The organism is Paraburkholderia sp. HC6.4b, from assembly GCF_014200875.1.
Classification (GTDB): domain Bacteria; phylum Pseudomonadota; class Gammaproteobacteria; order Burkholderiales; family Burkholderiaceae; genus Paraburkholderia; species Paraburkholderia tuberum.
Map to the genome: position 1 here is coordinate 214706 of NZ_JACHDC010000009.1, position 17909 is coordinate 232614.

A 17909-nucleotide genomic window follows, 5' to 3' on the forward strand; every position below is an offset into this window, starting at 1 on the left:
CAGGTCACAGGCCTGATGGCCTTGCCTGCTGGCTGGTGAATGCGTTTTTTGAGAGGTACCCATGAACGATCTGAGTGAGGCTCCGTATGAATCCGATGCTGGCGTATTGCGTGAAGAACCGAATGAGTTGCACATGGAGCTGCTCAACGTCCTGAGCCTCAATCCGTGGGACGGCAATGACAGCGCAGTGCGCAAACAGATGTTTGCCTCGCACCTGGGACAGATGCTGACTTTCCGCGGTGCAACCGAGCGGTACTGCCAGACCGGCGCCGAACGGGAGTTCGCCAAATACACCTTCTCGACCCGCGTGCCGGTCGACTGTCAGGTCATCCGCGTGATTGACCGCTACCGCGCAACGCTTGGGGCAGATTGCGTTATCCGCAACCGTGAAGACAATCCCCACACGCTCATCATCTACGAGGACGTTCATACCAACGAGATTGGCTGTATCGATGTGCAAACCCACACGTCGTATCACACACACTTCGGATTCCGCAATGTCATCAAGCCAGCGCTGTCACGCCTGAAGGCGGGCGACTGGCTCGCCGCCGGCACGATCCTGACTGATTCACCCTCAGTCACCGACGCGGGCGGCTACAAATATGGTCGTGAGTGCAATGTCGCCTTCATGACCCATCCCGCAACATCAGAAGACGGAGTGCTGGTCTCCTCGGATCTCGTCAAAGAATTCGTCTTCAACAAGTTCGAAGTTCGCGTGGTGGAATTCGGCCACCGTTACTTTCCGCTGAACATCTACGGCGACGCGGAGAACTTCAAGGCATTTCCCGACATCGGAGATTACGTCCGTCCCGACGGACTGCTGATGGCACTGCGATCTTACGATCGCGATCCGCAGAGTTACGATCGCGAGCTCGCGATTGTAGAGCAGGGCATGCATGACCTCATGGAGCCCGATCACGTGTTTGACCGCCTGACCTACGCTCGCACCGGTCGTGGGCGGGTCATCGATATCCGCGTACATCACGACCGCCAGGCGAGTGTCTTTCCGACTCCACGGGGCATGGAAACACAGGCCGCACGATACGACGAGGCGCTGCACGAGTTTTACAGCGAAATCGTGAAGGAATACCGGCGGCTCGAACGCGAGCGCGGCAGGGAATATCTGCACCTGACACCCGAATTCCACCGACTGGTGGTGGAAGCGCTGGCAGCCACGACGCAGACAAAGGAACGCGTCTTCAAGCTGTACCGCAATGCACCGGTCGACGACTGGCGCATCGAGTTCGTGATCGAGTACGAGATCACGCCAACCGTCGGGTTCAAGATCACTGACACTCATGGCGGCAAGGGAGTCATCTGCAAGGTGGTGCCGCCCGAAGCCATGCCCGTTGACGCGGACGGCAACCGCGCGGAAATCGTGTTTGCCCCAAACTCGATTGTCTCGCGCGAGAATCCCGGGCGCGCCTATGAACTCTTCATCAACGCGTATTCGCGCGATGTGGTGAATCAGATCTGCCGGTGGTTCGGGCTCAAGCCTCACGAGCAGAACACGCTTGCGAGAATCCGCGAGATCGAAAACGCAGGCCCTGCCCTCTTCAGGCAGGCAGTCGACTGGCTCATCGGCTACTACGAAATCGTCGTGCCGGACATGGCAAAGTGGTTCACACCCGGCTCAGATCAATCTACCAACAGTCGCTACCAGAGGCCCATGGCTGAGCATCTGGCAAGCATCATCGCGGCCGGCATACTCACCCTGCACTACCCTCCCGATAATCCAAGGCACACCGCCGACATCGTCCGGCTGCTGGAAAAGAAGGGCTACTGGTCCACCTACGGGCCGGTTACCTATACCGGCAATTCGGGGCGCGAAGTAAGAACGAAGGTGCCGGTCCGCATCGGCAGCATGTACATCATCCTGCTCGAGAAGATCGCTGACGACGGGACCGCGGTGTCGTCGGGCAAGACACAGCACTTTGGCGTCCTGTCTCCCGTCACCAACGTCGACAAATATGCCCTGCCCTACCGCCCGCAGTCGATCAGGGCATTTGGCGAAGCGGAGATGCGACTCATCGCGGCATATTGCGGACCGCGGGCGGTGGCCGAAATCGTTGACCGCAACAACAGCCGGGAGACACACCAGGCGATTCTGGATTCAATCCTCTGCGCGGAGAACCCTGCCGACATTGCCAGTGCAGTGGACCGCCCGGTCGTCCCCTATGGCAACAACCGCCCGCTGCAACTCGTCAGGCACCTGCTTGCCTGCATGGGCGTCGAGTTTGTCTATACGCCTCACGTGCCGGATTGGCCCAACCCGTGGCCCAACGGAGCGCAGCCTGTCGTTCATCCCGACAACGGAGAACCCACCCAATCAGAGCCCGCCCCATGCGAGGAAATAACATGAGACGCATTTCTGCCAGAACGCTGCTGGACTACAGCACAGAGAGCCTCTGGGGCATGCTTCATGGCACGTTCCGGCTGATGTTCGACGATGGAGAACTGCAGGTCGATCACCGTTCGACGCTGTACAGCAGCTACGGATGGGATCTGCTCCGGGAATATCCAGCTGCGCCGGTCCTCATGAGACATCACGTCACGCACGTCCTGGATGGTCGCCGGCTGGACACCGGTACACATCTGAAACTGCTGGCCAATGTAGCGTGGGACGTGCTTGATGCCTATGAGTCAGATCCTGTTGTCACGGTCGACCGGATCGGACGACGCACGTATGAGATCGTCAACACGATGTACAACGATCTCTCGTTGCGGCTCGAGGAGTACATCGTTTCCTTCGATATCTCGGACTTCGTCAAGGTAGTCGATCATCCTCCCGTTGTGGAAGCGAAAAGGCCGGTGTACGCAGTGCCGCTGGGTGAAGTCACTGACCGCATGCTCGAAGACGCATATTCTCAGGTAGGCACAATCATCCGCGAGGACCCCGCGCTCGATCGCAATCCGATCGTGATCGCCGCGCGCTCGGGAACCGTGCGCTTCGAACAACTGCTCGAGTGCGTCGCATTTCGCGGAAAGATTACGGATATTGACTCGAACCAGTTCGAGCTGCCGGTACTGCCGAGCTTTACCGAAGGCATCCGCAGTTTCCGGGATTCGCTCGTCGAGTCGAGATCGGCCGCCAAGTCCCTGTTCTTCGCCGCGGCACCACTGCAGGATACCGAGTATTTTTCGCGGCGCCTGCAGCTCATGTCCATGAACATCCAGCGGTTGCACCATGGCGATTGCGGTACCGATCAGTATTCGCACTGGATGGTGCGCACGGACGATATCGCGCTGCTGGCCGGCATGAACTATCTCGATGAAGCATCCGGTGAGCTCAGGACCATCCGCAAGCGCGATACGGATCTCGTCGGCAGGACCATCCGGTTGCGCACGGTCCTGCATTGCGCTCATCCGGATCCGGCGGGTGTGTGTTCAGCCTGTTTCGGAGAACTATCCCGATCAGTACCGAAAGACACCAACATCGGACACCTGTGCTGCATGCTGCTCACCGAGAAGTCATCGCAGTCGGTGCTCGCAGTCAAGCACCTGGATAGAACTGCATCGATCGAACCAGCGGTGTTGCATCAGGCGGACCGGCAGTTCCTGAGACTGGGCGCCGATGAAAATTCGTACCTGCTGGCCGCGCGACTGAAAGGCAGGCCGGTCAGGCTCATTATCCCGGGAGAGGCAATACCCAATATCAACGACATATTTGAAGTCGAAAACGTCGAGAACCTGAACATCGCGCGCTTCTCGCAGGTCCCGTGTATCAGCATTGTGACGGGGGAAGTCGGCGTTGCCACGGGTCCAGAAATTCCAACCCGCGCGGGGCAGCGCGTCGCGTCTATCACGCACGAGCTCATGCGCCACATCCGCAAGGTCGGCCTGACGAGCGACGAGAGAGGCAACCACGTCATCGACATGGAGGGATGGAACAGTTCGTGGCCCATTCTCGCGTTGCCACTGAAACACTTCAGCATGGCGGATCATTCGAAGGATATTGCCAAGCTGCTGGAATCGAGCGTGGGCATGATGCAGAAGCGGGACAAGAGGACGTTGCCCGATGATGCGCTCGTCGAACTTTTCGATCTCGTCAACAGCAAACTCGACGTAAATCTGACGGTCCTTGCCATGGTGCTGCGGCAGGCCATGATCGTCTCGGCCGAGACGCTTGACTACAGTCTGCCCAAGCCGTGGACGACCGCGGGTCTTGGTGTCATGTCGCTATCAATGAAACACCGCTCGCTCTCGGCTGCGATGGCCTTCGAACATCACCGCGAAGTGCTGACCGATCCAGTGAGTTTCATTCACACGAGGCGCATGGATCATCCGTTCGACGTGTTCCTCTCTCCTCGCGAGATTCTTCAGCCCGAGACCTGCGTCTCCGGTTGAAAGAACCTGCGTTGCGGGGCGTCAGCTGGAAGTCCGATGCCCCCATATCACCATTCTCTTTACCAGACCGGTCATGGCGGAATTACGTTTATCAGTGCGGTCGCATCATTTCGTGGTGGACCGGATGTCTCCCCAAGGACGCGAAGTCGTCGAAAAGTTTGCGAGGCAGTTTATCCAGTACGGCCGCCGACGCCGGGGCCGCCGGTATATCAGCGGGCGGCTGCATGATTACTTCGCCTGGCGGGAAGACCATCGCGAGTGCCGGTTCCACATCAATGTGCTCGAGCGTTTCGAGCAGCACCTCGTTGGGTGTGGAATCGGTCATGAATCGCTCATCGAGAGGATCGAGGAGCCAGTACCTGTTGCGCGGGAGATTAATGTGTCCATCCGCGATAGATGGACGTTGCGGGATTATCAGGAGCCCGCGGTCGATTACATCACCGCGGATGGCGAGCCGCGATCGCGCTTCATCGGACTACAGACCGGCAAGGGCAAGGGCATTGTGTCCCTCTTCGGTATAAGCCGCCTACGGTTGAGAACGCTCATCGAGGTGCTGCCGAAGTACATCGAAAAGTGGGTGCTGGAGATCCGCGAGATCTGCGACGTTGAGCTTGAAGATGTCATGGTGGTGCGCGGTGTGCGGCATCTGAAAGCGCTGCTGGCGATGGCGGCTTCCGGTACCCTGCATAGCCCGATTGTAATCATCAGCAGCAAGACACTGCAGCGATGGATCAACGTCTATGAGCGTCACGGCGAAACCACGCTGCAGATGGGCTACGCCTGTCTGCCAGATCAGCTCATGGGATGGCTCGGCGCCGGCCTACGTCTCATCGATGAAGTGCACGAGCATTTTTCCATGCAGTTCCGCTTCGACCTCTATACGCACTGCCAACGATCACTTTCGCTGTCGGCGACGCTGCTACACAGCGATGGATTTCTCAACAGGATGTACGAGATCGCGTACCCGACTCCGACGCGCTACAAGAGCCCGGCCTATGACCGGTACGTGAGGGTGACCGCCCTTTTCTACCGCTTCAGGCATCCCGAACGTATCCGCTACCGCGATCCACTCACCAAAAACTACTCGCACCAGCGCTTCGAGTTAAGCGTCATGAAGGATCCCGAACTGCTTCACCGCTATCTGGATCTCATCGATGGGATCGTCCGGATGAGGTATCTGGAGGGCCACATTCCAGGCGAAAGACTCGCTGTCTTTTTTACCACGGTCGCCATGTGTACGCGGGCAACCGAGTTCTTCCGCGGACGCCATCCCCATCTCGATGTGCGGCGCTACATCGAAGAAGACCCTTTCGAGAATGCGATCACGCCGGATATCCGGAGCACCACCCTCCTCTCGGGTGGCACGGCAATCGACATCCCGAATCTGACCACGGTAATCCTGGCTATTGCGCTCAGCAGCGTGCAAGCCAACCTGCAGGTACTCGGGCGCCTGCGCAGGCTCACCAGTGGCAGGGTCCCGGAGTTCATCTACCTGAACTGCATGGACATCATTCAGCACCGTGTCTATCACGAGCGCAAGGTCGAACTGTTCCGGTATCGGGCACTTCACCATGACACGGAGTTCATCCACTCCCCCATTTGAAGCTTACGATCAGACGCCACAGGGTCAACCCGTTTATTTCGTAGTCCTAATTTAAATGAAAACAAACTCCGACAGATATCACCACTGCGGAGCGCCATGAAGGCGCCCGCTTCACACCAGCACATCCACAAGGAGGAAGGTCATCATGTTGACACTGGCTTATAGTGCGGACCGGGTCCGCGAGGCAGAAAATCGGGTGCAGGATTTCTGCCTCGACATCAGGGAGCGAATCCGGGCGCACGGCTATGTTTGCCTTGACGCGTCGAACACGATCGCCGATCGTACCGACCAGTTTTTCTTCACGGCCGGACTGACGGAATCGCAACTGCCCGAGCTGATCGTCTCGGGCAATATCAGCCGTCGCTCTGCCCTGCTGCTCATTGAACGGGTGGTCCGGGAGCTTTCGAAGACGAAGGGGCAGACGCCGCTTGGCATCCGAGACGATCTGATCCCTGGCCGGGTTGAGTTGCGCCTGATAGCCACGCCGGATACGGCGACGCCGGGGGAACACGCCGGCATGAGCCAGTTGCTTGATGAGCTGTATCCAGGCCGTGCCTGCGTGGTGCAGATCATCTGGGCCGATGCAGACAGGCAGCTACCGGATTCAACGGGAGGTCAGGCGACCCAATGCAGACAGGTCGTGTTTCCCCAGCTGCCGTTCGTGACCGGTACCGTTTGTGACGCACCCGCATCGGAAGAAGGAGTATGTTGATGTCCGTGTACGAAACCCTGTGCCGCGATCAGGGACAGAATCGGGCCGAATTTGATCTGCTGGAAGCACAACTCGTCGAGCTGCTGGAAAAATCCGGTGAGGGCGGCCGGATACCGGAAGGCATCCGGGACTTGCGTCACGTGGCCACGCTCAGGCCGGGTGACACCGAATCCCGGTGCGTGGCTGCGCAGCAGTGCGCGCGGGTAGTGTGGTGGCTCGCCCGAGCGTTCTGGACCGCGGAAGTCGCCTGCAGTTTGATCTATGGTATCGATCCTCCTGTCGACGCAGCAGACGACGCTGCGCCGGTCGAATGCCATGCGCTCGACGGACGCTTGCTGACCGGCAATTCCGCCGAAGTGTACGACGCCTGGGTGCTGCTCCAGTCCCTGTTGGCCTGGGTGGATCGACAGGTCGAGCAGGCCGAAGCGACGCCGGAAACACCGGCTTGCGAAGTCAGCCCCGCGGAGTTCATTAACTGGTGTCAGGACGAAGGCATCGATACCAGTTACCTGCGGCTCATTCGTACGTTGATCGGCGTAGGCAACGGCTCGCTTGTTGGACGTCTGCCGCTTGCTGATGTCCAGATCTTCAAACCGGGGAAGCAATGACCCTGGTAGTTTCCAAGTGAGGCTGGAGAGATTCCAGCCTCACCCTCCCCCCTTCATTTTTTGGCCCTGCCTTGAGGTCCTTCCGGCCGGGCTTGAGCACATCCCAGATACCCGCGATGTGAGCGCGTGTTGCCGGCGTCACTGGAACCCTGGGTTCGGTCCTGGCGAAGGACATTGCGACGGTTGCGAGTCCGACAGGCACGGCTTCTCGCAGCCGGCCGCCGGCGAGAGCAGTTGCAAAGCCTGCCTGCCAGTTCGTCGCCTGACGCTCGATTCCTTCCTCGTGGCTGTAGACCGAGAGGTGTTCGCCGGAAGCGTCGACGCTATAGCGCAGCTTTCGATCGACGTCCTCGAAGACCTTCCCGGCGCTCTGCTTCGCCACCGCCTGTGCCTCGACCGCGCGCTGCCTGCGGGCCTCGGCTTCGGCGCTGGCCTGGCTGCGTTGGCGCAACTGGTGCGAAAAATCGACAGGGTTGCGGAGCAGGGCGCCAAGGTAACAGATGGGTCGCTTGGCGGCCTTCAGATGTTGCCACGTAACTTCGACGACATCGGAAAGTCTCTTGCCTGCATCACGCGCTTGGCGCATGAGTTTGAAGATCAGGAAATCAGAAAAACCCAGGGACCGCAGGCGCTGGAGGTCCGCAGGCACTTGCCCCGGTTGTCTCTTTTGAAGAGAAGCAGGGTAAAGATCCTTATATATAGCACCGTGTGCCACAGTGGCACACGGACCATTTGCCTGGTCTGGGCCCTTGCCCTCGTCGGAGCCGCCCGCGTCTGCAGTGGCGGGGACAACCGGAGCCGGGCGTTCCTCCACGAGGCCGAGGAGTTCCGCGGCCTGCTGTGTCAGGTGCAGGTAGGCACGACCAAAGAGTCCCGCTTCGACATAGCGGTTTTGGGGGCGACGCTCGACCAGGCCAGCGGTTTCGAGATCATGGAGGGCTCGGTACAGTGTGCGCATGGATTGCAGGGCACGGCCGGTGAGGAGTTCACGCCGGGCAAAAATCGAGGCAAAAGGGCGATCGGCGTCAACGGTGCGGGCGAGTGCCGAGAGCAGGGCGCGTGCGCGTTGTGAGATGCCGTCGATGTGATTGGCGCGAAAGGCAGCGCGAAAGATCACCCACGGGAGATTCGTGGTGTCGCACTGGAATGCAGAAAGGGCGGCCTGATCGGAATGGGCTGGAGAAGGGTGTGTTGATCCCTCGCCAGCAACGAAATGTTGCGCGATAGACATGTCGAGCGTTCCATTTTTAGAAAATGGATTGAAAACGCTTGACTGGCTATCTCACTGCGCTACACTCCGATCTTGTGAGTTGACCTTTCCAGTTTCCAGCTGGAGAGTGTAGTGAGCGAAGGTTTCCAGCCAAGCCCACTTACGCAAAAGCCCTCAGTTTCCAGCTGGGGGCTTTTGTCTTTCTGGCAGTTATTTCACTGCGCTCTCCTCATCCGTACTACGGATCGCAATAAAATCAATCACTTAGCGTTTTAAGACTTCGCGGCGAGTAGTTCGAGGTGTTGCTTGATGGCCTCTTGAACAGCATCTGCTACGGCTTCCGACTGGAACTCGATGCGCATGATGTTTTTTGTCGTGCGAACGTCGCACCATGTGCTTTTCCCAGTCTTGACCTTGTACACCGCGGCAACCGCCTTGGCTGGCTTGGGCGTCTCGACGGCCTTAGCATATTTGACCGCCTGCGCCTGATCCAGCTCACGCTCGGAGAGGCGTCGCACCGCTTCCACAACCCGATCTGCGTTCCCGGTCTCTGCAATCGTTGCCAGCTCCGCTGCCGCGTTGGCACCCATGATTGCCTTGTTGGCGTCGAGGATGGCCCGTGCTTGCTCTGGCAGGCGGTTGAAGGAGAGAAGGGCGTTGATGTGCGAGCTGCTGATGCCGACGCGCTCACCAAGCTCCGCCTGACTCAGTTCGGGATGCTTTGCATGGATGCGCGTCAAGCCGATGTACTTCTCATAGTCGGTCAGGTCTGATTGCATCAGATTGGCCCAGAAGGCGCCGTCATCTGCTTCGTCACCCGTGGCATCGCCCAGTACACAGCGAATGGTCGAACGTCCTAGTTCTCGATAGGCGTCGACCCGGTGGTGACCCGACTGGATTTCATATCCGCCTTCGGCACGAGGCAGAATAACGACCAGTTGGATGAGCTTGTTGTGACGCAAGTTCTCCCGCAGTTCGATGAATTTCTCCGGTGGCATATAGCGCCGGCGGCCGACGACTTCATGTAGCTGGTCGAGCGGAATCTCGACACCGCTAGGTGCGCCGCTCTGCTTCTGTGCTCGGAGTTCGGCCAACTCTACGGACATTGCGTCGATTTCGGCTTGCTTTTCGCGCATCGCCGATTGGAACGCCAACGCCCCACCAGGGGCAGTTCTTGGACGAAAGGGATCACCAGCTGTCGAGTGGGAGGGCTCGGGGACCTCGATGTCCTTTGTTTTTTCACTGAGTCGTTGTGCTGCGCGCATTAGACCTCCATCTGGGAAGACGACCACGCTTGAACAAACTGTGAGTCGATGTGCCTGACCAACTGATCCATCGGATCCTTGAATCGCGTGTATGCGGCGACGCTGCCTTCGGGCTTCGTTAGGTCATAGACGGTAGAAAGCTGAGCAGATGCGCTCTTGGGGACGACCGACTCTGGGATTTCATACGGAAGAACGCGATCCCCGTACGCCTTTTGTAGCCAGCCCCGAACAACGCCGGAAAGATCATCGTTCTTGGATTTCGTCAGGACGACATTCACAAAATCGAAGTTCTTCGTCTCGCGCATTGCCGGAACGTGGCGCGCCATTTCCGTGAAGAGGAACCAGAATTGCGTTGAACTCGCGAAATCGAGGCCCTCAGGCGGGCAGGGCATCAATAGTCCGTCAGCCGCCATCAGAGCATTGATGGTCAAATAACTCAGAGAGGGCGGGGTGTCGACGATAATGGCGTCGTATCTGTCCTTGATGTCGACCAGTCCTTGATTCAGGATGTTCCAGAACGCGAACTCGTGGTCGCTGGCCAGCTTGCCCGGAATATGAAACTCAGCGCTGAAGAGTCCAGATGACGCAGGGATCAAGTCTAAGTCTTGCCAGTAGGTTTCTTGAATTGCGTAGTCCAGCCCCGTCTCATCCCCATAGATCAGAGGCATTAGCGTCCTTTCTTCGCCGATTTCAGTCTCGGGGGAGAAGCCACAAAGTTGTGTTGCGGTACCTTGCGGATCACAGTCAATGACCAGAACTTTTCGGCCGCGCAAAGTGAGTCCCTGTGCAAGGGAGACGGCGGTTGTGGTCTTCGCTACACCACCCTTGAAGTTGGCGACGGTCACAACCTTACCGGGCGCGTTTTGTGGTCGCGCAGGACGATTGCCAGCAGCGCGGATGTAACGTAACGTTTCGTCCAAGGTAAAGGTCTTGCTCTTGCCGTTTCCGACTGATGTGCCAGCGGGGAGGTCTCCCTTCGTGGTCAGGTACTGAAATCGCAGTTTCTCAAGTCCACAAAGGTTGGCGACCTGTGCGCTGGTGAATGTGGGTGGGCGCTTGCGCGGGTATGGTTCAAGCATCCGGTCGCGAATTTGATTGAGAACCCCAGCCGCGCGCTCGGCCACGTCGGACAAGGTGTCCATGGATGCGGCAAAGTCCAGCGCAGGCGGCAGTTTGGTAGCGAGCAAAGTGCTTGCATTCACGAGAGATACCTCTTGATTGTGGATTCCTCGGTTTTCAAAAAAATCACCATGTACCGAAGAATGTGTCGCACGACAGAATTTTGGTGAACTCTAGCCGGTAAACGGGGTGAGAGCAAGTTAACTTTCCTCCGGCCAAGCCCCGTCGGGTAAGGTGTTGGCGGGAAAAGCTAGAGATCGGTTGAAGATCAGACCAATCCGTGAAACATCGTTGAAAAAAGAATGAGGGGCGCGAACCCTTTATGGATCATGGGCTTGCGCCGAAAACCGTGAATTGTTCCACGCAGAAAAAGGGCAGGGCGGGCTCCAGTTGCCCATGATGGCGCGATAATGCGTTCGCAAACCCGAACCGGAGCTTGGAGCGGCGATAATGTATTGTTCGTTACGTAAGTTGTAGTTTCGGTATTGATGGATGATTTGAAGCGGTTCGCATGCACGTAGGGCTGCGGATCGCAGCCGATGCGGGCAGGGCATCTAGACACGGACGGCGCTGGATCGATCGATCCGGACAGCTGAGCCCGTGAGTGGGGCGGGCAGGTCAGAGGGCGACCTGCCGATGAAGCGGGGAAGGGTCGTTGAAGCGGTAAGTACAGAGTTCGTCGATATCGAAGTGTTGGAGGATTGGGAAGGTCAAAGCAGTATCGTGGTTTGCATGGTCCACTCCAGCACAGAATCACTCAGGCCAGTATTTTCTGCTGGCATCGCCCCTCGTCATCCGGGCACCTGACATCTCATCGAAGCATATCCGATCGTGCCCGGCATCGTATGGGAAGGTCGCGCTCCAGCTCATCACTTCCACCACATCAGTGAACGGGCGCGTCCGTTTGTGTGGCAACGCGCAAGAGGTAGGGGATGACAGCACAGGAACTGAAAGAAACGGAGAAGGTCACGTTGCGGGTCGAACGTGCGATCCCGCTCTGGGGTGTATTAACCGGGATGGGGGTGTTGATCGCGACCGGCGTGACCGTTATATAGCACGTTGCCGATATCGCGCATGACGTTGCGACGATGCGTGATATCGGTCTTTAGATACGGGCGGAACTGAAGGAAGAGAACGTTCGAATGGCAGCAATGATGCGCGGCTGACGCGCGTCGAAACACTGACGCAGGAACATCAGCAGGCGATAGATCGCCATTGCGACAAAAGGTCCAGGGCGGCCTCACAATAGATAGGCATTTCAAACGATCCCATCAGGAGTGGTGTGAGAAGAAGCAAAGAGAACAAGCTTGAGGTTGTTGGCGTGCGGCTCGATCCGGCCATAGCGCATCGGTTGCGCTTGCTGGCCTCGGTTACTGGCCGCAAACAGTCAGTGTTCCTTCAGCAGATTATTGAACAGGGAATCGGCGCGATTGAAGAAGTGAACCTGCCGCCAGAGATGGTCGAACAGATTCGCGGGGGGAACCTGCCACCTGTGCCGGGCGAAACGGTAACAGTTAGCGAGCCAGATCTTTTCGGGACGGCCTCAGTGGAGGCGGTGCCGAAAATGCCGCGGCGACCGCGGGAGAAGAGGAGGGTAGAAGAGGGCGAGCGCCCGACAGATTGACTGCATGTCATCAGGCGCAGCTAGAATGTGGGGCTGGAACGGGGAACACGACAACCATCACGATGGCCATCTACCGCGAATTTGACAACGGCTGGACCCTTGCCATGAGCGACGAATCCTGCACGCGGGTTGTTCCCAGCGTGTTCCGGTTTGGCCGGATGTTCTACGGCCGAGCAACGATCGAATTCTGGCAGTGTGGTGGGGCCGAAGGCATGCGCGCTTTCGCGCCGGGTGAGACCGAATCCTCGGTGCGGGCATTTCTTGTTGAACTCGGTTTCATCGAGGCGCGCCGATATCGCACTGATGGCGATCTCGATCTTGAACAGGTCGCCGAGGTGCTTGGTCTGAAGGCGGCTCCGACCGGAGAGCGAGAGTGACGAGCATCCCCGTCAAATTTGATCCTGACTGCATCTTCGCCAGCATCGAACTGTGGCGCCAGTCCATCGACTTCAAGATCGCCATGAGGGACGGGCTGAAGATCCACCTCATGGAGAATCGCCGGTCGATCCTTGAGGGTTACGTGCGTGCGGCCGGCATCTGGCTGTCGATGCTCGGCGCGATGCAGCCTGGTGATCTCGGTGCCGAAGCCGAACTGCGATCGGTGCGTGCCGAGGTTGAGGACTTTGCCGCGTGGGCCGAGAGTGAGCTGTCTGCGCTCGATGATCTCGCGCAAGGAAACTGACCGGGCGCTTGCTCGACACTCATTCCCGACGGACGACGTGCAAGCACCTGATTCGTAACGGCAGACAGCCCGGCGCGCCCAAACTGTCCACAGCTTTTTCCCCCGAAATTGTGGACAACCTGGGTGTAGCATTGTGAATCGGGCAAGCGTCTAATCAGACAAATGCGCTTTCCAACAGATGGGGGCTCCATGGATCTCGATGACGCACTTTCTGCCGTGGAGCATCTGGCGGCCCGGCATCGGCTGCTGGTGGGTCGCGGATGTCAGCCCGCCGAGGGTGAGCCGCCCGACATCGACTGGGGTGCCGGAGACATCCGGGACGTGCGCAAGCTCCGCGGTCTTGAATTCGTCAGCGAGATTGGTCCCCAGCTGGTCGAAATCTACGAGAACTACGTGGCCGGCCGGCCCCATGCCGTGACGAGCATCACCTGGTCAAAAGGAACCCTGACCGTCATCGTGCTGGGCGCCGAGTCGCCGGAACAGGTGGCCGAGGCACTGCGCAGTGGCGCGGACGAACTGGTCTCGCTGACCGTCAAGGGCTACCTGTCGGATCGTTTTTCAGACTGGAAACAGCCGCTCGCACAGGTTCTGCGGTTTCCCGGGCGTCGCAAATCGTGAAATTTATGCTGCACGTGGAAAAAACGAGCGCTCGTTCAAAATGTCGCCAAATCCCGTTATGAATAATGAAAATGGTGCTGTCCGCGAACTGCTATCGTTAATCCATCCGGTTGCGCGTGAGAGAAAAAATGAAAACGCTGGCGGCTCTGGCGGTGGTGAGCGCCTGTATGTCAGGCCTGGCGGGCTGCGCCCCGACGCAGACCTATGACCAGATACATGTGCGTGGATGGACGCGTGAGGGCCTGGAGCGACGGTTCCCGACCGGCACCTCGCAGAGGCAGGTACTTGAGAAGCTGGGAAGCCCCTACAGCCAGAGTGCCGCTGACGGCCTGATCCGCTGGGACTATGTCGGCGGCGCATCGGGCCATAGTCACGTTGTGTTCCTTTTCAGGAACGGGGCGCTCGTGCAGAAGCAGTTCGACAATTTCTGACCGGTCGTGGTCGACGGGGCGCGCGTTCGTTCCAGCAGGAAGCGGGCGCGCACCCTCCCTGCCTGAAAGTGCTCCTGCGTTCTATCATGGGAGCATGTCCTTTCGCAGGGGGCGCGGTCATGACTGCGGAAAATCTGCTGACAGGATGCCATCGGGAATCGATCCGGCAGGCGGCCTATAATCTGGCCGACAGCGGCCGCCATGCCGGCTGGCAATCGATCGAGGGCATTCTGTGTAGCCGGTACGGTGTGCTGGCAGCGCGCCGGTTGTTCGTTGACGGGAGCTTCTGCCAGACCGTGAACCAGCGCTGCAGCATGGCGCAGCGCAAGCGCCGTACGTCGGGCGCGTAAGTGTGCGTACATGCGCGCATCGCGTTCGTTCCCGCCATGAAAAAAGGTGTTGGCGCAACCATCAAAGCCTCCCGGGCTGGATTACTGGAGGTCGGTCAGCTTGCTCGTCAGGACTGCAGACGGGTCCGCCCGCCTTGACTAGGGGTTGGGATGGCACGAGAAAAACGAACGATCGTTCAAATGTTGACAATTTTCTTTATGTCAAATTGCGGATTTCTATCCTCACGCCTCATCGATCCCCGGTCGGTCTGCAAAAGAACTTAGCTTCACTCCTTCACATTTTTGTTCTCAGACTTTGAACGTGCGGAGTACGTCAGCGAGAAAACCGCCTTTGGCGGCATGGCGTAGGCGCGAGTGAGATGTCGTTCGAGCATCGAACATGACTTCCACTAGAATTACATTTTCTCACCCGCCAGGAATAGATGATGATTCGAGCCTTTGTCTCGTACTGTCATGCAGACGAGCAATATCGCGCAGAACTCGAAAAACACCTTTCGCTGCTGCGGCGACAGGGGGTGGTGGACATCTGGAGCGACCACCGGATTCCTCCAGGTGGGGAGATCGAGCCGCACATTAGCGCTGAACTTGACGCGGCCGATCTGATCATCCTCTTGGTCAGTTCAGACTTCATGAACTCGGATTACTGCTATGGCATCGAGATGCAGCGTGCCATGGAGCGTCATCAAGCAGGTTCAGCGATCGTTGTGCCGATAATCGTACGTCCTTGTGACTGGACATCTTCGTTGCTTGGCGGACTCAAGGCACTCCCAAAAGATGCCAGGCCGGTAGTCAAATGGCCCACCCTTGACGATGCGTTCGTCGATATCGTCCAGTCGCTGCGCAAGTTGCTCGCCCCGAAGACCGGAGGCACAACGCGACCTGTGTCCAGCTCTCCTGTACGTCAGTCACCTGATCAGGTAGCTACTGTCGCGCCGCCGCGCCCGCGATCCGGCTCGCTGTCCCTACCGCGAGAGTTCCGTGATATTGAGCGCGACAACTTTCTCACGGAGGCCTTCGGCTACATTGCCGTCTTTTTTGAGAATTCGCTGGAGGAGCTAGGTCCGCGTAACCCCGGATATGAAGGCCGGTTCCGTCGCACGTCGGAGACGGGATTTACCGGAACCATCTATCGAGATGGCAAACGGGTGGCGGGCTGCTACATTCGGATCACGCACTCCTACGGATCACGAGGTCAGATCGGCTATTCCGGAAACGATAACCCTCAGGACAACAGTTTCAACGAAATCTTAAGCGTCGAAACCGATGAGCAGTCTATGTACCTGAAGGGGATGATGACAACCCGGTCGGGTCGTGAGCAGAAGCTCACGCATGAGGGAGTCGCCGAAGAGCTATGGCAGCTTTTCATAGAACGGGTTAAATAGGATACGCGCACGCAGTCTCTGGCATATTGCGATCGCCGCTGAGACTCCTCCTGGTCACGCGCTAGAAGGTAGTCTTGGGGTGCTGAATTACATGCCGACGCGGCAGTACGCCAGCCAATGTCACTGTACCGTCCACGGTAAAGCAAGCCATGCTTTACCGTGGCTATAAACTCGGCGTAGTAGGCGCCGAGCCGGCCACTTGGGCGCGATCGGCAAGCTGGCGCAATCTTGCTTCCAATTCGCGCAAGGCAGCCGAGCTATATTCATCGCCCTGCCCGTTCATTTGGTGAATCTCCGCTTCGAGGTGACTCAATAGAGCGTCTATTCGCTCACGCCGCACCTCACGCTCGATCTCGCCTGGCGACCGAAACCCGGTCCGCACTTCTCGCTGTAAGCCCATCATTCCTCCTCGCCATCGAGATTTTGCTGCGCCAGCCCTACAGCCACCCAGAGACAAATCGTCAATTTTCCCAAAATGGAAATTTTTTGGCCTTGAGGTGGTCGACGAATTTTTGATCGACAGACAAGAACCTGACCTCATCAAAGTCCGAGTATGGCCTTATTTGTCCGGGAATATGCAACGGCGGCCCTTGGACCAACGTGTTGATCGAACCACCGATTTGCCCAGGCGTACGGACGATGTCCTTGCACCATAAGCGATGCTCCTCAAGGAGAGCAAGTCTGTGTTCTGCCAAGATCTGTATGTTTGGCACGAATTCTCCTGGTTCGAAGAGGCCCACGGCCGAGTGTAGTCGAATGTTGAGGTGCTATGGCAGAAGACAGTAAATCTCGCGGTGATATGCTAAAGCGACCAAACCGCTTGATAACGCCCGAACAGGAGGCGACATGAATCGAGACGAAGTTTTGAGTACATTGCCAGGTAACGACGAGTTTCAGGCTGCGCCAAACTACAAAAAGAAGGAAATTGTCGCACGCCTTATCAGAACCATTCTCGATCAACTCGATGGCGAACAACGCAGCCCGGATCGTTGGGAGGCGGAGCATTTAGTCGCGGCGAATGGTTACCTTTTGTCGGACTGGTACAGTGCGGCGACGACAGCAGCCGTCAAGGCCCTGGCGCCTCCCCATGAGCGGGCGAACCCCGAAACATGGGCGAGGACCGACGACACGATCACAACGCGCGCACTTCGCGACGGGCTTGACTATGCCGCGGGAAAGCCAGCGCGAAACGGGTAGTTTGTGGGGACTGCTGTATAACGCAGGTCGGTGGCGTTGCCATTACAACAGTGCGGCGGAGTGGCCCTGCTTCGTCAGGAGGGACACGGCTTTCCTGTCGAAAGAGATGAACCTTTCCCCGCCGAGAAATCGGCCATCCCAGGCAATGATGCCATCGGCAAAATCGCCACCCGCCTCAAGCAAGGCAAGGCCCGCTTCGGCGGCTGGCCGGTTAGCGACAACGTTCCGCGTATCCAGCAGCGAGCGGATCGCCACTGCGATATCAGGCTTCGCCACCTTGTATGCGCTACGCAGGACCCAGACCAGTTCACACAATGTCTGCAGGCTCACGGCCACCATGTCGGCCGTGTCCAGTAGTGCAGTGGCCTTGTCTGCCTGCTCTTCATCATCGGCGACGATCGCGCGCAAAAGAACGTTCGTATCGACGGCTATCTTCATGCCTTGCCGGCCCCCGCCTTCGCGCCGGCTTTGGCGATTGCCTCGTCGATCTCCTCGATGGTCAATCTCGCACCGTTTGTCTTCCCTCTCAGGACGCCCCGAAGCTGGTGAAACGATCCGCCGGCCCGCGCAGCCCTAAGCTCGGCCCGGCCGTCAGGCAGCAGATCCACTTCAATCTTCTCTCCCGGCTGGATGCCCAGATGCTGGAGGACTTCCTTCCGGAACGTCACCTGGCCCCGGGATGTGACAGTTAGCGTGCTCATATCGACTCCATCAGTACATATCGCTATTGTAATGCAACCTTGCATTACTTGCGTGGGCGT

Annotated in this window: 20 protein-coding genes; 14 read left to right on the forward strand and 6 right to left on the reverse strand. The window is 58.2% G+C overall.

Annotation, left to right across the window (positions count from 1 at the left end; all coding sequences use genetic code 11):
- Window positions 1–61: 61 nt before the first annotated feature.
- From HDG34_RS16035 to HDG34_RS16055, 5 genes are all read left to right on the forward strand, one after another.
- Window positions 62–2362: a hypothetical protein gene (locus HDG34_RS16035; RefSeq protein WP_184061231.1), complete on the forward strand. Its 2301-nt coding sequence runs from the start codon at window positions 62–64 to the stop codon at window positions 2360–2362.
- Entirely contained in the window at window positions 2359–4347 is a 1989-nt protein-coding gene (locus HDG34_RS16040; protein ID WP_184061232.1) for a hypothetical protein, read from the forward strand. Before HDG34_RS16035 ends, HDG34_RS16040 begins: the two co-directional genes overlap by 4 nt.
- 73 nt (window positions 4348–4420) lie before the next feature.
- A complete protein-coding gene (locus HDG34_RS16045; RefSeq protein ID WP_184061233.1) occupies window positions 4421–5950 on the forward strand; it encodes a hypothetical protein in 1530 nt (509 codons plus the stop codon).
- 145 nt (window positions 5951–6095) lie between these two features.
- A complete protein-coding gene (locus HDG34_RS16050; RefSeq protein ID WP_184061234.1) occupies window positions 6096–6662 on the forward strand; it encodes a DUF4262 domain-containing protein in 567 nt (188 codons plus the stop codon).
- Window positions 6662–7270 (forward strand): hypothetical protein, encoded by a 609-nt coding sequence (locus HDG34_RS16055; RefSeq protein WP_184061235.1) that lies wholly within the window; start codon window positions 6662–6664, stop codon window positions 7268–7270. Before HDG34_RS16050 ends, HDG34_RS16055 begins: the two co-directional genes overlap by 1 nt.
- On the opposite strand, the gene HDG34_RS16060 is transcribed toward HDG34_RS16055, so the two are convergent.
- The 3 genes from HDG34_RS16060 to HDG34_RS16070 all read right to left on the reverse strand — a co-directional run bounded on the left by HDG34_RS16060 (window position 7251) and on the right by HDG34_RS16070 (window position 10947).
- Window positions 7251–8501, reverse strand: coding sequence for a Replication protein O (locus tag HDG34_RS16060; RefSeq protein WP_184061236.1), 1251 nt, complete (start codon window positions 8499–8501; stop codon window positions 7251–7253). The genes HDG34_RS16055 and HDG34_RS16060 overlap by 20 nt on opposite strands.
- 251 nt (window positions 8502–8752) lie before the next feature.
- Window positions 8753–9745 (reverse strand): ParB N-terminal domain-containing protein, encoded by a 993-nt coding sequence (locus tag HDG34_RS16065; RefSeq protein ID WP_184061237.1) that lies wholly within the window; start codon window positions 9743–9745, stop codon window positions 8753–8755.
- Window positions 9745–10947 carry an AAA family ATPase gene (locus HDG34_RS16070; RefSeq protein ID WP_311734764.1) on the reverse strand — a complete coding sequence of 401 codons (1203 nt, stop codon included), beginning with the start codon at window positions 10945–10947 and terminating at the stop codon, window positions 9745–9747. Before HDG34_RS16070 ends, HDG34_RS16065 begins: the two co-directional genes overlap by 1 nt.
- A gap of 849 nt (window positions 10948–11796) precedes the next feature.
- Between HDG34_RS16070 and HDG34_RS39195 the strand changes: the two genes are divergently transcribed.
- The 8 genes from HDG34_RS39195 to HDG34_RS16105 all read left to right on the forward strand — a co-directional run bounded on the left by HDG34_RS39195 (window position 11797) and on the right by HDG34_RS16105 (window position 15951).
- Window positions 11797–11919 carry a hypothetical protein gene (locus HDG34_RS39195; RefSeq protein WP_260321189.1) on the forward strand — a complete coding sequence of 41 codons (123 nt, stop codon included), beginning with the start codon at window positions 11797–11799 and terminating at the stop codon, window positions 11917–11919.
- 227 nt (window positions 11920–12146) lie between these two features.
- Entirely contained in the window at window positions 12147–12488 is a 342-nt protein-coding gene (locus HDG34_RS39200; protein ID WP_260321190.1) for a hypothetical protein, read from the forward strand.
- A gap of 62 nt (window positions 12489–12550) precedes the next feature.
- Window positions 12551–12865: a hypothetical protein gene (locus HDG34_RS16080; protein ID WP_184061238.1), complete on the forward strand. Its 315-nt coding sequence runs from the start codon at window positions 12551–12553 to the stop codon at window positions 12863–12865.
- Complete coding sequence (locus HDG34_RS16085; protein ID WP_184061239.1) at window positions 12862–13170, forward strand: hypothetical protein; 309 nt, start codon at window positions 12862–12864, stop codon at window positions 13168–13170. Before HDG34_RS16080 ends, HDG34_RS16085 begins: the two co-directional genes overlap by 4 nt.
- Window positions 13171–13359: 189 nt before the next feature.
- A complete protein-coding gene (locus tag HDG34_RS16090) occupies window positions 13360–13788 on the forward strand; it encodes a hypothetical protein (RefSeq protein WP_184061240.1) in 429 nt (142 codons plus the stop codon).
- A gap of 128 nt (window positions 13789–13916) precedes the next feature.
- On the forward strand, window positions 13917–14219 hold the full coding sequence (locus tag HDG34_RS16095) for a hypothetical protein (RefSeq protein WP_184061241.1): 303 nt from the start codon (window positions 13917–13919) through the stop codon (window positions 14217–14219).
- 119 nt (window positions 14220–14338) lie between these two features.
- On the forward strand, window positions 14339–14569 hold the full coding sequence (locus tag HDG34_RS16100; protein WP_184061242.1) for a hypothetical protein: 231 nt from the start codon (window positions 14339–14341) through the stop codon (window positions 14567–14569).
- A 425-nt stretch (window positions 14570–14994) separates the two neighbouring features.
- Window positions 14995–15951, forward strand: a complete 957-nt coding sequence (locus HDG34_RS16105; RefSeq protein WP_184146075.1) for a toll/interleukin-1 receptor domain-containing protein — start codon at window positions 14995–14997, stop codon at window positions 15949–15951.
- 461 nt (window positions 15952–16412) lie between these two features.
- Here HDG34_RS16105 and HDG34_RS16110 read toward each other — a convergent pair whose 3' ends face one another.
- Window positions 16413–16664 (reverse strand): hypothetical protein, encoded by a 252-nt coding sequence (locus HDG34_RS16110; protein WP_184061244.1) that lies wholly within the window; start codon window positions 16662–16664, stop codon window positions 16413–16415.
- Window positions 16665–16797: 133 nt separating this feature from the next.
- On the opposite strand from HDG34_RS16110, the gene HDG34_RS16115 reads away from it, so the two are divergent.
- Complete coding sequence (locus HDG34_RS16115; RefSeq protein WP_184061245.1) at window positions 16798–17148, forward strand: hypothetical protein; 351 nt, start codon at window positions 16798–16800, stop codon at window positions 17146–17148.
- A 42-nt stretch (window positions 17149–17190) separates the two neighbouring features.
- On the opposite strand, the gene HDG34_RS16120 is transcribed toward HDG34_RS16115, so the two are convergent.
- Both HDG34_RS16120 and HDG34_RS16125 read right to left on the reverse strand, forming a co-directional pair.
- Window positions 17191–17586, reverse strand: coding sequence for a type II toxin-antitoxin system VapC family toxin (locus HDG34_RS16120; RefSeq protein WP_184061246.1), 396 nt, complete (start codon window positions 17584–17586; stop codon window positions 17191–17193).
- Window positions 17583–17849 (reverse strand): AbrB/MazE/SpoVT family DNA-binding domain-containing protein, encoded by a 267-nt coding sequence (locus HDG34_RS16125; protein WP_184061247.1) that lies wholly within the window; start codon window positions 17847–17849, stop codon window positions 17583–17585. Before HDG34_RS16125 ends, HDG34_RS16120 begins: the two co-directional genes overlap by 4 nt.
- Window positions 17850–17909: the final 60 nt, after the last annotated feature.